This window comes from Actinoplanes sp. NPDC049316 (assembly GCF_040677315.1).
GTDB lineage: Bacteria > Actinomycetota > Actinomycetes > Mycobacteriales > Micromonosporaceae > Actinoplanes.
In genome coordinates, this window is the sequence record NZ_JBFAQM010000002.1 from 545,953 (window position 1) to 561,339 (window position 15,387).

Annotated in this window: 10 protein-coding genes; 2 read left to right on the top strand and 8 right to left on the bottom strand. The window is 73.7% G+C overall.

The features are described 5' to 3' along the window. Nucleotides 1–93: 93 nt before the first annotated feature. The 6 genes from AB0K03_RS05100 to AB0K03_RS05125 form a co-directional block, all read right to left on the bottom strand. Nucleotides 94–1,392 (bottom strand): CNNM domain-containing protein, encoded by a 1,299-nt coding sequence (locus AB0K03_RS05100; RefSeq protein WP_364680619.1) that lies wholly within the window; start codon nucleotides 1,390–1,392, stop codon nucleotides 94–96. Then, a complete protein-coding gene (locus AB0K03_RS05105; protein ID WP_364680622.1) occupies nucleotides 1,389–2,765 on the bottom strand; it encodes a hemolysin family protein in 1,377 nt (458 codons plus the stop codon). Before AB0K03_RS05105 ends, AB0K03_RS05100 begins: the two co-directional genes overlap by 4 nt. A 156-nt stretch (nucleotides 2,766–2,921) precedes the next feature. Then, the gene (locus tag AB0K03_RS05110; protein ID WP_364680624.1) at nucleotides 2,922–4,433 is read right to left on the bottom strand and encodes a M28 family peptidase; all 1,512 of its coding nucleotides are present in this window, start codon (nucleotides 4,431–4,433) and stop codon (nucleotides 2,922–2,924) included. A 106-nt stretch (nucleotides 4,434–4,539) separates the two neighbouring features. Further along, a complete protein-coding gene (locus AB0K03_RS05115; protein WP_364680627.1) occupies nucleotides 4,540–6,201 on the bottom strand; it encodes a protein kinase domain-containing protein in 1,662 nt (553 codons plus the stop codon). Between the two features lie 63 nt (nucleotides 6,202–6,264). Next, a complete protein-coding gene (locus AB0K03_RS05120) occupies nucleotides 6,265–6,912 on the bottom strand; it encodes a class F sortase (protein WP_364680630.1) in 648 nt (215 codons plus the stop codon). Then, complete coding sequence (locus AB0K03_RS05125) at nucleotides 6,912–7,739, bottom strand: DUF4397 domain-containing protein (protein WP_364680633.1); 828 nt, start codon at nucleotides 7,737–7,739, stop codon at nucleotides 6,912–6,914. The genes AB0K03_RS05120 and AB0K03_RS05125 overlap by 1 nt, the downstream gene beginning before the upstream one ends. Before the next feature lie 273 nt (nucleotides 7,740–8,012). Between AB0K03_RS05125 and AB0K03_RS05130 the strand changes: the two genes are divergently transcribed. Then, nucleotides 8,013–12,569, top strand: coding sequence for an ATP-dependent helicase (locus AB0K03_RS05130; RefSeq protein WP_364680636.1), 4,557 nt, complete (start codon nucleotides 8,013–8,015; stop codon nucleotides 12,567–12,569). Nucleotides 12,570–12,886: 317 nt separating this feature from the next. On the opposite strand, the gene AB0K03_RS05135 is transcribed toward AB0K03_RS05130, so the two are convergent. Together AB0K03_RS05135 and AB0K03_RS05140 are read right to left on the bottom strand one after the other, a co-directional pair. Further along, nucleotides 12,887–13,435 carry a GNAT family N-acetyltransferase gene (locus AB0K03_RS05135; protein ID WP_364680639.1) on the bottom strand — a complete coding sequence of 183 codons (549 nt, stop codon included), beginning with the start codon at nucleotides 13,433–13,435 and terminating at the stop codon, nucleotides 12,887–12,889. A gap of 110 nt (nucleotides 13,436–13,545) precedes the next feature. Next, nucleotides 13,546–14,475, bottom strand: coding sequence for a TIGR03560 family F420-dependent LLM class oxidoreductase (locus AB0K03_RS05140; RefSeq protein WP_364680642.1), 930 nt, complete (start codon nucleotides 14,473–14,475; stop codon nucleotides 13,546–13,548). A gap of 93 nt (nucleotides 14,476–14,568) precedes the next feature. On the opposite strand from AB0K03_RS05140, the gene AB0K03_RS05145 reads away from it, so the two are divergent. Further along, on the top strand, nucleotides 14,569–15,354 hold the full coding sequence (locus AB0K03_RS05145; RefSeq protein WP_364680644.1) for an SAM-dependent chlorinase/fluorinase: 786 nt from the start codon (nucleotides 14,569–14,571) through the stop codon (nucleotides 15,352–15,354). Nucleotides 15,355–15,387: the final 33 nt, after the last annotated feature.

Here is a 15,387-nt window from a genome sequence, read left to right on the forward strand (position 1 = left end):
GCCAACAAGCCACCGGGCCGGCAATCCGGCTAGCCGACAACCCGACGGCAGGCCGGCCTGACGACCGGACCGGCCGATCCCGCGCCGGTGGGGTCAGCGCATGCGCCTGCCTACCGGTACCGGGTCAGTCTCGTCGTCGAACTCGCCGATCACCTGCTCCAGCAGGTCTTCGAGGGCGACGAAGCCGACTCTTTCCCCGTCCCGGGTGACCATGGCGAGCTGGGCGCGGGCCGCGCGCATGCGGGTCACCGCGTCGGTGACCGTGACGGAGGCGTCCAGGTCGAACGGCGGGTCCATCAGCTGCGCGGCAGTCGCCGGCATGCCGGCGGTGGTGGCCCGGACCGCTTCCCGGACGTGCACCACGCCCACGACCTGACCACCCGAGCCCGAGCCCGCTCCCGAGCCCGCAGAGGCCGACGCCGCACCGGAAGCGGCCACCGAAGAATCCGGCCCAGCCGCGCCGGAACTCGCCGCCGCCGACGCCGCCCCGGCAGAGACCGGCCCGGCAGAGACCGGCCCGGCAGAGGCCGAACCGGCAGAGGCCGAACCGGCAGAGACCGGCCCCGCAGAGAACGAACCGGCAGAGAACGAACCGGCAGAGAACGAACCGGCAGAGAGCGGCCCGGCAGAGACCACAGCCAGCCGCGACCGCCCGCTGCGCAGCGACGCCGCCTCCACCTCGGCCGCCGTCGACCCGGGTGACACTGTCACCAGCTGGTCGTCCGGGATCAGCAGGTCGCGGACCTTCGTCTCCTGCAGCTTGAGCATGCTTGTCAGCAGCTCCGTCTGCTCCGCCTCCAGCAGGCCTTCCGCGCGCGACCGTTCGAGGAGGATGTTCATCTCCTCCGGGCCGTGCGCCTGGGCGAGCTGGTCCTGCGCGTGCACCCCGAACGGCTTGAGCGCCGCGTTCGCCAGGCCGTTGAGGCCGACGAGGGCCGGCCGGATCGCCCGGACGAACGCGCGGAAGGGCAGCGCGAGGATCGTCGCCGAGCGTTCCGGGTCGGTGATGGCCCAGGACTTGGGCATCATCTCGCCGATCACGAGGTGCAGGAACGTCACCAGGACCAGGGCGAGCAGGAAGGCGATCACGCCGCTCGGGACGTCCGGCAGGCCGGCCGCGTGCAGGAGCGGGTGGACCAGGTGCTCGATGGCCGGTTCGGCGAGGGCGCCCAGGCCCAGCGTGCAGAGGGTGATGCCGAGTTGGGCGCCGGCGAGCATCAGGGCGAGGTCGCGGCTGCCGTCCAGCGCGGCGCGGGCGGCGCGGCTGCCCTCCGCCGCGGCGTGTTCGAGGCGGTAGCGCTTGCTGGCCACCAGGGCGAACTCGGCCGCCACGAAGAAGCCGTTGCCGGCGAGCAGGATCAGGGAGGAGATGACGGCCCAGGTCGTGCTCATCGGGTCACCCCCGACGCCGAGGCCGAAGACGAAGCCGCCGAGGGCGAGGAGGAAGCCGGCGACGCCGGGGACGAAGTCGACGAAGCCGAGATCCGGACCGATTCGGGTACGTGGCGGTCCACCGACAGCACCGCGAGGGCCGTACCCGAGTCGAGCGACACCGAGTCGCCGACCTGGGGGACGCGGCCGAGCTCGGCCATCACCAGGCCGGAGATGGTGTCGTAGCCGGCGGCCTCGGGCAGGGGTACGCCGGTCGCGTCGGTGACCTCGTCGATGCGCCAGCGGGCCGGGACGATCCACGAGCCGTCGTCCTGGCGGGCCGGGGCCGGCTCGGGCAGGTCGTCCTCGTCGCGGATGGGGCCGACCAGCTCCTCGGCGATGTCCTCGAGCGTGATGATGCCGGCGAAGCCGCCGTACTCGTCGACGACGCAGGCGAGCTGGCGGTGGCCGGCGCGCAGCCGGTCGAGCACCACGGGCAGGCGCAGCGAGGCCGGCACGAACAGCGGCGGCACGGAGATGTCGGAGATCCGTACGCGGGACCGCTCCGCCGCCGGCACGGCGAGGATGTCCGCGATGCCGACCACGCCGACGATCTCGTCCACGCCCGTGCCGGAGCGGACCGGGAAGCGGGAGCGGCCCGTGTCGAGCAGGGCGACGACCTGCGACGCCGGGTCGGACGCCTGCACGGTGTGCACGTCGACCCGCGGCACCATGACCTCGGACGCCGTCCGCCGGCGGAAGTCCAGCCCCCGGTCGAGCAGCGCCGACAGCTCGGGGTCGAGGTGCCCCTCGGCCCGCGACTCGGCGATGATCTGCTCGAGGTCCTCGGCGGTGGCGCCCTCGGGCAGCTCCTCGATGGGTTCGACGCCGAGCCGGCGCAGCAGCTTGGCGGCGGCCAGGTCGAACAGCTTGATCACCGGGCCGAAGACCGCGAGGTAGATCAGCGTGGAGCGGCTGAGCGCCTTCGCGACCGGTTCCGGGCGGGCGATCGAGAGGTTCTTGGGCGCGAGCTCGCCGAGCACCATCTGCACGACGGTGGAGATGGTGAGCGCGAGCACGAGCGAGATGGGCATGCTGACCGCGGCGGGAACGCCGGCGACGCCGAGGAGGTCGGCCAGGCCGTCGCCGATGAACGGCTCGGCCACGTAGCCGACGATCAGGCCGGTGACGGTGATGCCGAGCTGGGCGCCGGAGAGCACGAAGGAGAGGCGTTCGGTGACCTTGAGCGCGCGCTGGGCGGCCTTGTCGCCAGCCTCGGCATCCTGCCGCAGGCGGCCGCGGTCGACCGCGACGTAGCCGAACTCCTGGGCGACGAAATAGCCGGTCACGGCCGTCACCGCGATCACGAGCAGCACGCCCGCCAGGATCAACACGGGAGGGACCATGACGCGGAGAGGCGGGGGACGGGGAGCCGGGCCGAGCCCGGCTGACTACTGCCGATCACCCGACGAAGAATATCAGCGACCGCTGAAGATCCGCTGAACGAACGGCCCGGGCGGGCGAAGACCCGCCCGGGCATCGACGCGAGCTCAGGACCGGCTGATCACCACGTTGTCCACGGCCGCCTCGACGAGGCTGGCCGTGCCGGCGTCCGCGGCCTCCACCTGCAGCCGGACGCTCTGACCGGCGTACGCGGAGAGGTTCACCGTCGCCGTCTGCCACGCGGCGGCCCGGTTGCTCGCCGCCCCGGCCTGGCTGAACACGGTGGTCGCCGTGCTGCCGGAGATCACCTGTACGCGGAAGTAGTCGGCGCTGGACGCGTTGTTGAGGTGCGCCAGGTACCACGAGAACGACAGCGACAGCGTGCCCGTCGGCAGGGTGATGGCGGGCGAGCGGACGGTGGTCGTACCGCCGTCGACGTCGTAGGTGCCCGCGCTCGCACCGGCCGCCGCGCCGGTCACGAGGTCGTAGCTGCCGGTTGCGGCCGTACCGAGCTGGGTGGCGACGCCGGAGCTGGTGGCCGCCGGGTCGCCGCGTTCCCAGGCGCCGGCGGTCGCGGTATCGGTGCCGGCCGCGTTGGTGGTCCAGCCGGTGGCCGTCTCGAAGCCGTCGGAGTAGACCGTCTCACCGGGCGGCGGGGTCGCGGTGCCGGCTGCGAGCGTCCAGACCGCGTACGCGATCGCGTCGGAGTTGCGGTCCAGCGCGGTGTCGTTGATGTTCGAGACGGTGTCGCAGGCGCGGTGGTAGCAGGCGTCGAACGCGGCTTGCGTACCTCCCCAGAGCTGGACCTGCGCGGCGGTCTTGCGCCCCTCGGCGCCGGTGAAGATGCCGCCCGCGGGGATGCCGGCGGCGATGAACGGCCCGTAGTCGCTGCGGCCGTCGAAGTCGGTGCCGCGGGTCGGTACGCCGATCGAGCTGAAGTACGCCGCCAGCGTGCTCTCGATCTGCGCGGAGCCCGCGGGGCCGGGGCCGGAGCCGGTGCCGTCGGAGTTGTCGCCGTCGTAGAGGAAGTAGCCGGGGTTCGGCGAGGCGACCATGTCGAAGTTCAGGTAGCCGGTGATCGCGGCCTTCTGGGCGGAGCTGAGCGAGTTCACGTACGCGGTGGATCCACGCAGCCCGAGCTCCTCGGCGCCCCACCAGCCGAACCGCAGGTGCCGTTGCGGCTGGAAGCCGCTGCGCGCCACGGCCAGCGCGACCTCCAGGTTGGCGGCCGAGCCGGAGCCGTTGTCGTTGATGCCCGGTCCCGCCGTGACGCTGTCGAGGTGCGCGCCGACCATGAGGGTGTCGTTCGTGTCGCCACCCGGCCAGTCCGCGATGAGGTTGTAGCCGGTCGCACCGCCGTACGTGAAGGATTGCTGCTGGGTTTGGAAGCCGGCGGCATCGAGCAGGCCTTTCACGTAGGTGACGGAGGCCAGGTAGCCGGGCCGGCCGTGCGCGCGGTTGCCGCCGTTGGCCGTGGCGATCGACTGCAGCTGGCTCAGGTGGTTCTTCACGTTGGCGACGGGAATGTCCGGCGGGGTGACCGCGGCCGCCGAAGCCGGGGCCGCGGCGGCGACGGTCAGCAGCAGGGCCGTCGCGCCGATCAGGGGCAGTGCTCTCAAGGGGTCCTCCGCGGGCTCGGGGTCGCCGTCGCGCCGGGTGTGGCGGCGGCCACGCTGAGCATCGCAGAGAGAGCCGTCGATGCACTCATACCGACTGAGCCATACCTCAGCCCTCGGTGTAGAAGGTGCTGACGATCATGCCCCAGGTCGCGAAGTTCGCCGGCCAGTCGAGATCGCGGGTCGTCAGGCCGAACGCGTACGCCTTGCCGTCGGAGGCGATCCACCGCGTCATCGCGTGCATGCGATCGCCCGACGGCGCGTCGTACGCGTACTCCCAGTCGGCGGCGCGGGTCAGCGCGGGGACACGGCGGATCGCGTACTCCCGGTAGTCGGGCAGGCTGCCCGCTCCCTTGAGCCGGTTGACCTCGGCGCGGCAGGCCTTGACCGGATCGCCCTTGGGGTTGCGCTCCGGGTCGATGCTCAGGACGCGCAGGTTGCTGGGGTCACGGAAGCAGACCGTCGTGCCGACGCGCTCGTACGTCCAGCCGTCGGGCACCGCGATGTGGAAGTCGTCCAGCGTGAAGTACGACCAGCCGTCGTAGAGCGCCCAGCCGTTGCGCAGTTTCTCCGCGCCCGACTGCGGTGTCGTGCGCGTACCCGAGGTGGGTGGCTTGAGGCAGTTGACCGGGCTGAACCCTCCCGTGACGCCGCCGCCGGTCCCGGAGGACGTCAGCGCCTGCGGTGACGCGGCGACGGGCGGCGGCCGGGGGTCGTCGTCGCGCAGGGCCAGCCCGGCGGCCACGCCGGCGCTGCCCAGCAGCGCAGCCGTCACGACACCCGCCAGCGCCAGCCGCGAGCGCGGACGAGCCGGCGCGGGAGCCTGCCGCTGGGCCGGGATCAGTGGGGCACTGGGATGCTTCTCCCGCTCGGGCGGCGGCCCGGCCGCCCGCGCCGGACCCTCCTCCAGATCGGGCGGCCGCCGGGGCGACGGCACGGCCACGCGCGCCGGCTGAGCCGCGACGATCCCGCGCAGCCGCTCCCCCACCTGATCGGCGGTGAGACGCTCGACCGGCTCGCGCCGCAGCAGCCCGGTCAGCACGGGCGTGAGCGGACCCGCCCGCGTCGGCGGATCGGGCTCGTCGGTCGCGAGCGCCATCAGCGTGGCCATCGCGCTGTCCCGTGCGAACGGCGAGCGGCCCTCGACGGCGAAGTACAGCGTCGCGCCGAACGACCACAGGTCGGACTCCACCGTGGACGCGCCCTCGCGCGCGCGTTCCGGGGAGACGTACTGCGGTGAGCCGACGATCAGGCCGGGACCGGTCACCGCGCCGTCGTCGACGAACGTGGCGAGGCCGAAGTCGGTGAGCACCACGCGGCCGTCGGTGCCGATGAGCACGTTGTGCGGCTTGACGTCGCGGTGCAGCACCCCGGCGCGGTGCGCGGCGGTGATGGCCGACAGCACGTCGATGCCGATGCGGGCCGCCTCGGGCGGCGGGTAGGGCCCGTCCTCACCGACGACCTGGTGCAGCGAGCGCGACGGCACGTACTCCATCACGATCCACGGCAGATCCTCGGCGTGCACGACGTCGTAGATCTTCACCACGTGCGGATGGTTGAGCCGGGCCGCGCTGCGGGCCTCACGCAGCGTCCGCGTGCGCAGCCGTGCCTTCTCCTCGTCGGTCATCCACTCCGGCGGGACGAACTCCTTGACGGCGACGTCACGGTCGAGCATCTCGTCGCGCGCGAGCCAGACGCGGCCCATGCCTCCGGCCCCGACCGGCTCGTCGAGACGATACCGACCGGCTATGAGCATCCGCCTGACCGCCATCGGCCCCCACCCCGTCGCTTCGTCATGAGGATAGTCGCGGGTCCGCGACCCGGCCTACCACGATCACCCGGCCACCGCGTAGACCACCAGGTTGTCCCGGTAGGACCGCAGGCTCCGGTCGAACACTCCGCCGCAGGTGATGAGGCGTAACTGGCGGTCGGGGGTCGGGCCGTGGACGAGGTCGGCCGGGAAGTCGGATTTCGGATACCACGCCGTCGAGGTCACCGTGAAGGTCACCGTCCGGCCCCCGCGGGTCACCTCGATGCGGTCGCCGATGTCCACCTCGCGCAGCCGGTAGAACACCGCCGGGCCGCTCTTCGAGTCGACGTGGCCGGCCAGCACTGCGGGGCCGATGTCCCCGGGTGCGGTGCCGTCGGCGTACCAGCCGGCGCGCGCATAGCTCTCCGGCGGCACCAGTTCGCCGCCGGCTCCCAGATGCAGCGACTCCAGCGCGGTGTCGATGCCGACGGCCGCGACCCGCAGACGGGTCGGCGGGCCGCTGACCGCCGGCTGAGCGATCCGGAACGGGTCCGGCACGCCTTCCGGTTCCGGCCAATTCGAAGGTACGGGCACAGCAGGCGAGACGATGCTCGGCGGGAGCTGAGCCGACCGGCCCGGCGCACCGGTGCGAGCAGGCTCGTGGAGCAGCAGGTACCCGGCACCGACCACGAGTCCCGTGAGCAGGGAGACCACGGCCGCACGTACCCTCATCAGGCTGTTCGCCGGCCCCGCCGGAGGGCCAGGAACACGCCTCCGGCGAGCAGCGCGGTGACCGCCGCCAGCAGCAGCGCCGTCGGCAGCGGGCTCTGCGGCAGGCTGCCACCCGCACCCGTGGCCACCCCGCCCTGCGGGACGCCACCCCGGCGCGCCGCGTCGATGTGCAGCTCCGGCTTGAGGCCGCCCTTCTTGTCGTCGAGGACCAGCAACGAGTACACGTTGCCCGCCCCGAGCGTGCAGGGCAGCTCACTCGTCGCGCCGCCGCCGCTGGGCTGCACCTTGACCGTCCACTTGCCGGGGTTCACCTCCCGGTAGGCGGTGGTGGTGGCGAACGCGACCCGGTCGGCGATGGTGGCACCGTTGGCGCCGCCCACGTCGAGCACGGGTGCGCGTACGGAGGCCTGAATGATCCGGATCTTCGACTCGTCGCGGCCGGGCAGCCGGAGGTCGTCCTTGAGCACGCGCAGGCCCAGATCGGCGTACCGGCCCACGCCCGCGACCGTGTACGCCCCGCCGTCGTTCACGGTGACCTGAGTGGTGAGCACCGGCGGGGCGCTCGCCGCGGCGCCCGCCTTGCGCATGGCGACGGAGTAGGAGCCCGTGGGCAGACGCAGGTAGTCGGACATGGCGCCGTACGCGACGCCGTCGAACTTCTGATCGGCGAGCGCACCGGACATCGACTTTAGATAGACGTCGACCGCCGGGGTGTCCGGTGAGAGGTGCGCGAGCCGGACGTAACCGGCGCCGGCGGCCCGGGCGGGCGTCGGGGACAGACCGAGCAAGGCCAGCCCGGTCAGCGCCGCTGCGATGATGCGTTGCACTTCAGCCTCCTGGTCGTGGGGCTCGTGTGGCATCGGGCGTGGCGGCGATCGATGCGCACGCTCTGCGCCCATCAATGTGCCGCACGTCACCAGACCGGCACCATGGTCCGTCCGGGCGGGCGGGCCCGCCCGCCGGGCGTCCGTCCTGTGGTCCAACGTCTGATTGATGCCCGTCTCCTCCTCGGCCCGTCGTCCCCCATTCGGACCGGCGGCGCCGGTGGATGTCCTGCGAGCCCGGGGAATTTTGTCGGACCCCCGGGGCACCATGGGACTGTGCGAGACGTGCTGGAGCAGTTCGGCCTGCCCACCCGGGAGTGGTTCAAGGCCGCCTTCGCCGCGCCCACGGCCGCCCAGGCCGGCGCGTGGCGGGCGATCGGCGCCGGCCGCAACGCGCTCGTCGTGGCGCCGACCGGCTCCGGCAAGACCCTCGCCGCGTTCCTCTGGTCGCTGGACCGGCTCGCCCACGAGGCGCTGCCCGAGGACCCGAAACACCGCTGCCGTGTGCTCTACGTCAGCCCGCTCAAGGCCCTGGCCGTCGACGTCGAGCGCAACCTGCGCGCCCCGCTGACCGGCATCCGGCAGGCCTCCGGGCGCCTGGGCGTGCCGCCGCCGGACATCACCGTCGGCATGCGCACCGGCGACACCCCGGCCGACGAGCGGCGCAGCTTCGCCCGGACGCCGCCGGACATCCTCATCACCACGCCGGAGTCGCTGTTCCTGCTGCTCACCTCGGCCGCGCGGGAGTCGCTGCGCGGCGTCGAGACGGTGATCATCGACGAGGTGCACGCGGTCGCCGCCACCAAGCGGGGCGCCCACCTGGCGCTGTCGCTGGAGCGCCTCGACGCGCTGCTGGAGCGCCCGGCCCAGCGCATCGGCTTGTCCGCCACCGTGCGCCCGATCGAGGACACCGCCCGCTTCCTCGGCGGCGCGCACGACGTCGAGATCGTCCAGCCGGGCAGCGCCAAGACCATCGAGGTCTCCGTCGAGGTCCCGGTCGAGGACATGACCCGCCTCGACGAGGTGCCCGACGTCGACCCCGACGACCCGGGCGCCGGCCGGCACTCGCCGTCCATCTGGCCTGCGGTCGAGGAGCGGGTGCTCGACCTCATCCAGGCGCACCGCTCGACCATCGTGTTCACCAACTCCCGGCGCGGCGCCGAGCGGCTCTGCGCGCGCATCAACGAGCTGGCTCTCGAGCGCGCCGGCGAGGAGCCGGCACCTGTCCCGGCCGCACGGCCGCCGGCCCAGGTCATGGCCCAGTCCGGCGAGGCGGGCGGCGCGCCGCCGGTGGTCGCACGGGCGCACCACGGCAGCGTCTCCCGAGAGGAGCGCAAGCAGATCGAGGAGGCGCTCAAGTCCGGGCAGCTGCCCGCGGTCGTCGCCACCTCCAGCCTCGAGCTCGGCATCGACATGGGCGCGGTCGACCTCGTGGTGCAGATCGAGGCCCCGCCCTCGGTCTCGGCCGGCCTGCAGCGCATCGGCCGCGCCGGTCACCAGGTCGGCGCGATCTCGCGGGGCGTGGTCTTCCCGAAGCACCGCGGCGACCTCGTCTCATGCGCCGTCGTCGCCGAGCGCATGGGCGAGGGGGCCATCGAGGAGCTGCGCTACCTGCGCAACCCGCTCGACGTCCTAGCCCAGCAGATCGTCGCGATGGTCGCCCTCGACCAGTGGCACATCGACGACCTCGCCGCGCTCGTGCGCCGCTCCGCGCCCTATGCGGAGCTGCCCGACTCCGCGTTGCACGCCGTGCTGGACATGCTGTCCGGCCGCTACCCGTCGACCGCCTTCGCGGAGCTGCGTCCCCGTCTCGTCTGGGACCGTACGACCGATCAGCTCACCGGCCGGCCGGGCGCCCAGCGTCTCGCCGTCACCAGCGGCGGCACCATCCCCGACCGCGGCATGTTCGGCGTCTTCCTGGCCGGTTCAGAGCGCGCCTCGCGCGTCGGCGAGCTCGATGAGGAGATGGTGTACGAGTCGCGCGTCGGCGACGTCTTCCTGCTGGGCTCCACCTCGTGGCGGATCGAGGACATCACCCCCGACCGGGTGCTGGTCTCCCCCGCCCCCGGCGCGCCCGCCCGGATGCCGTTCTGGAAGGGCGACGCGCTCGGCCGCCCGATCGAGCTGGGCCGGGCCATCGGCGCCCGGCTGCGCGGCCTGACCCGCGCCGGCGACGAGACGGCCGTGGCCTCGCTGCGCGAGTCGGGGCTGGACGAGTGGGCGGCGAACAATCTCGTGGCCTATCTGCGCGAGCAGCGCGAGGCGACCCGCAACCTGCCCGACGACCGTACGGTCGTGGTCGAGCGCTTCCGCGACGAGCTGGGCGACTGGCGGATGACCGTGCACTGCGTCCTGGGCGCCCGGGTCAACGCGCCCTGGGCGCTGGCCATCGGGCGCCGCCTCGGCGAGCGGTACGGCGTGGACGGCCAGGTCATGCCCTCCGACGACGGCATCGTGGTGCGCCTGCCCGACACCGCCGAGGAGCCGCCGGGCGCGGAGCTGGTCGCGTTCGACCCCGAGGAGATCGCGCAGATCGTCGAGGAGTCGGTCGGCACGTCGGCGCTGTTCGCCTCCCGCTTCCGCGAGTGCGCCGCCCGGTCCCTGCTGCTGCCCCGCCGCGACCCCCGCCGCCGGCAGCCGCTGTGGCAGCAGCGTCAGCGCTCGGCCCAGCTGCTCGACGTGGCCCGCGAGTTCGCCGACTTCCCCGTGACCCTCGAGGCCGCGCGCGAGTGTCTCCAGGACGTCTTCGACGTTCCCGGGCTGGTGGGGCTGATGCGCGAGATCGGCGGGCGCAAGGTCCGGCTCGTCGAGGCCGAGACGCCGCGCCCGTCGCCGTTCGCCCGCTCGCTGCTCTTCGGATACGTGGGCGCGTTCCTGTACGAGGGCGACGCCCCGCTGGCCGAGCGCCGCGCCGCCGCCCTCGCGCTGGACTCCACGCTGCTCGGCGAGCTGCTGGGCCGCGTCGACCTGCGCGAGCTGCTCGACCCGACCGTGGTCACCGAGAGCGAAAGCCAGCTGCAGTGGCTGACCACGCAACGCTCCCCGCGGGACGCCGAGGACGCGGCCGAGCTGCTCCGGCTGCTCGGTGACCTGTCACCGGCCGAGCTGACGGCCCGCTCGGTAGATCCGGCCTGGACGGAGCAGCTGGGCGCCGCCCGCCGGGCCATCCTCGTCCGCGTCGCCGGCGAGGAACGCTGGATCGGCGTCGAGGACGCGGGGCGTTACCGCGACGCGCTCGGCGTGGCCCTGCCCGTCGGGGTGCCCGAGGCCTACCTCGACCCGGTGGCCGACCCGCTCGGCGACCTCGTCGCCCGGTACGCCCGCACCCACGGCCCGTTCGCCGCGGCCACCTGCGCGGCCCGCTTCGGCCTGGGCGTCTTCGTCGTCGAACAGGCCCTCAAGCGGCTCAGCGCCACCGGCCGCGTCGTGTCGGGCGAGTTCTCCCCCGGCGGCGCCGGCACGGAATGGTGTGACGCCGAGGTGCTGCGCCTGCTGCGCCGCCGGTCCCTGGCCGCGCTGCGCCGCGAGATCGAGCCGGTGCCGCCCCGGGTGCTCGCGGCGTTCCTGCCCCGATGGCACCAGATCGGCGGCAACGCCCGGGGCGTCGACGCGCTCGCGGCCACCGTCGAGCAGCTCCAAGGCCTGGCCGTGCCCGCGTCGGCGTGGGAACGGCTCGTCCTGCCCGCCCGGGTCGCCGACTACGCGCCGCCGCAGCTCGACGAGCTCTGCGCGGGCGGCGAGGTGCTGTGGGCCGGCTCCGGCAGCATCTCCGGCGGCGACGGCTGGGTCACCCTCGCGTACGCGGACAGCGCCCCGCTGCTGCTCGCCCCGCCCGACGAGGAGCTCGCGCTCACGCCGCTGCACCAGGCTGTGCTGGATGCGCTCGGCGATGGGCAGGCGTTGTTCTTCCGTACGCTCTCCGACAAGGTCCGCTCCACAGACGACACAGAGCTCGCCGCCGCGGTGTGGGACCTCGTCTGGGCCGGCCACCTCACCAACGACACGTTCGCCCCGCTGCGCGCCCTGCTCGGCGGCAGCGGCGCCCACCGCGCCAAGGCGGCCCCGGCCCGCACCCGCTACCGCCACCCCGGCCGTCCCGGGCGCCCGGTCATGCCGTCCCGCGGCGGACCCCCCGCGATGGCCGGCCGCTGGTCCCGCCTCCCCGACCGCGACCTCGACCCCACCCGCCGCGCCGCGGCCCAGGCCGACCTCCTGCTGGAACGCCACGGCGTCGTCACCCGCGGGGCCGTCATGGCTGAGGGCCTCCCCGGGGGCTTCGCCGCGGTCTACCCCGTGCTCGGTGCCCTCGAGGAACGCGGAGCGGCCCGCCGCGGCTACTTCGTCGAGGGCCTCGGCGCCGCCCAGTTCGCGGTCCCCGGCGCCGTCGACCGCCTCCGAGCCCTGGCCGAACCGGCCGAGCTCGCCAAACGCACCGGCGCCACCGCCACCGTCCTGGCGGCCACCGACCCGGCCAACCCGTACGGCGCCGCCCTGCCCTGGCCGGACCGCATCGTCGACAGCGGCAACGGCGAACCCACCCCCGCCACCGGCCACCGCGCAGGCCGCAAAGCCGGCGCCCTGGTCATCCTCGTCGCCGGCGACCTCATCCTGTACGTCGAACGCGGCGGCCGCACCCTGCTGTCCTTCACCGACGACACGGAGGCCCTGATCGCGGCGGGCCAGGCGCTGGCGCGCTCGGTCACCTCGGGAGCCCTGGGCCCGATGTCGGTGGAACGAGCCGACGGCGAATCGGTGCACTCGTCGCCGCTCCGGGACGCGCTGACAGCGGCCGGCTTCCGCGCGACGCCGCGCGGACTCCGGCTACGCGGCTGAGGCCACGCCGGCTCCGGCTACGCGGCCGAGACCACGCCGGCCCCGGCTACGCGGCCGAGACCACGCCGGCCGAGACCGCGGGCGCTGCGACCGCGCTGGATGAGCCTGCGCTGCTTGCGGCTGCCCGAGCTGCGGTCGCGCTGACTGCGACCGCGCGGCGACCGCCCGGGCTGCTCGGAGCGCGCTGCGGCCGCGCGGGCCAAGGCTGCGCTGATTGCGGCGCTGCGGGCTGCAATCGCGTTGGCTGGCCGCGCTGCTTGCGGCTGCGGTTGCCTTGGGTGCGGCCGCGCGGGCTGAGACCCGCGCCGGCTCGCCGGTCAGCTGGGGCCGTGCGGCCACCGGATCGTGAACATCCAGTCGGGGCCGTCCTCGCCGGCCTCGTCCAGCTCCTCCGTCCGGCTCAGCCCCGCCCGTTGCGCGACCGTCTGCGAGGCGAGGTTCTCCGGGCGTACCCGGGCCAGGATGGGCCACTCCGGCAGGTGTTCGCCGGCCCATCGCACCACCGCACCCGCGGCCTCGGTGGCGAGGCCGCCGCCCCAGTGCGCCGGGTCGAGACGGTAGAAGAGGTTCAGCACCTCGCGTTCCCGGAAGCGGACGAACTTGAGGCCGCAGAAGCCGATTGTCGTTCCCGCGTCCGCCCCGGCCACCGACTCGCCGTCCCGCGCGGCGACCACCCAGTAGCCGAAGCTGTGCCGCCGCCAGTGGTCGTCCCAGCGCAGGAAGAGGCGCTTCGCCTCTTCGCGATCGGTCAGCAGGTCCGACGGGTTGTGGCGGCAGCATTCCGGGTTGCTGTGGATCTCGAAGATCACATCGAGGTCGCTGGGTGCGGGTCGGCGCAAAGCCAGCCGCGCGGTGACAATCTCCACGGTTCGCGACTTTACGATCTAGACCGGCATCCATTCCAACCCGACACATACCGCCCCGCCAGGTTGAGTAGCCGGGCGGGGCGGAATGAGCAGAGAATCAGCGGCTGAGCTCAGGAGAGCTGCGGCGCCACGGCGCTCGCGACCAGTTCGAGGTGGTCCAGGTCGGACAGGTCCAGCGCCTGCAGGTACATGCGCGTGGCGCCGGCTTCGGCGTACCGGCCGAGGGTGTCCACGACCTGGTCCGGCGTACCGACGATGCCGCCGTTGCCGCGCATCTCCTCGACCTCGCGCCCGATCGCCGCGGCCCGGCGGGCCACCTCGGCGTCGTCGCGGCCCACGCAGAGGACCGCTGCGGCCGAGAACGCCGGCGGGGTCGTACGGCCGATCCGCGCCGACGCCTCGCGTACCCGGTCGAACATGCCGGCGACGTCCTCGATCTTGGCGAACGGGGTGTTGAACTCGTCCGCGTAGCGGGCGGCGAGGGCCGGGGTGCGCTTCTTCCCCGCGCCGCCCACGATGATCGGCGGCCGCGGCGACTGGACCGGCTTCGGCAGGGCCGGGGAGTCGAGCAGCTGGTAGTGCTTGCCGTCGAAGCTGTACGTCTCGCCCAGCGGGGTGGTCCACAGGCCGGTGACGATCTCGAGCTGCTCCTCGAGGCGGTCGAAGCGCTCGCCCAGCGGCGGGAACGGGATGCCGTACCCGGTGTGTTCGGCCTCGAACCAGCCGCCGCCCAGCCCCAGCTCGACCCGGCCGCCGCTCATCGCGTCGACCTGGGCGACGCTGATGGCGAGCGGACCGGGCAGCCGGAACGTCGCCGAGGTGACCAGCGTGCCGAGGCGGATGCGGGAGGTCTGGACGGCGAGGCCGGCGAGGGTGACCCACGCGTCGGTGGGGCCGGGCAGGCCGTCACCGCCCATCGCGAGGTAGTGGTCGGAGCGGAAGAAGCCGTCGTAGCCGGCTTCCTCGGCGAGCCGGGCGACCCGGAGCAGGTCGTCGTAGCCGGCGCCCTGCTGAGGTTCGGTGAAGATGACGAGACGCATGACGCCAAATCTGCCAGACCGGACGACACGCCCCGGGGAGGCGGAGCCGCCCCGGCGCACACTCAGCGTGCCGACGCAGTAACGTAAATGCCCATGGGCGCCTATGGATGGATCAGCCTCACCACAGACTACGGCACTTTCGACGGGTTCGTCGCCGCGTGCCACGGGGTGATCGCTCGCTTCGCTCCGGCCGTACGTGTCATCGACGTCACACACCACGTGCCGCCGGCCGACGTGGCGCGCGGGGCCGCGGTGCTGGCGCAGACGGCGCCGCACCTGCCGTCGTCCGTGCATGTCGCCGTCGTGGACCCTGGGGTCGGCACCGACCGGCGCGGCATCGCGATCGGCACGCCGAACGGCCTCCTCGTCGGCCCGGACAACGGCCTGCTGGTGTGGGCGGCCGAGGCGCTGGGCGGCCTGGAGACGGTGGTGGAGCTGACCAACGAGGACTGGTTCCTCGGTGACGTCTCGCGGACCTTCCACGGCCGCGACATCTTCTCGCCGGTCGCCGCCCGGCTCGCGCTGGACGCCCCGCTGAGCGACGCCGGCCCGTCCGTCGACCCCGCCACGGTGGTCCGGCTGGCCGACCCCGTCGTGGCCGTCGGCGACGGGTGGCTCGAGGCCGAGGTCGTGACCGTCGACCGGTTCGGCAACGTCCAGCTCGCGGCGGGCGGCTCGATGCTCAGCGGGCTCGGACCGGAGCTCGTCGTCGGCAACGTCAAGGCCCGGCGGGCCCAGACCTTCGGGGACGCCGGTCCGGGCGAATTGATCGTGTACGAGGACTCCGCCGGTCGCGTGGCCGTCGCCGTCAACGGCGGCCGCGCGGTGGTCGTCCTGTCCGTCCGACCCGGGGACATGCTGCGGATCGCCGAACGGTAGCCGCGCGCCGGCCCGGCGGCGTCACCGTGCCGT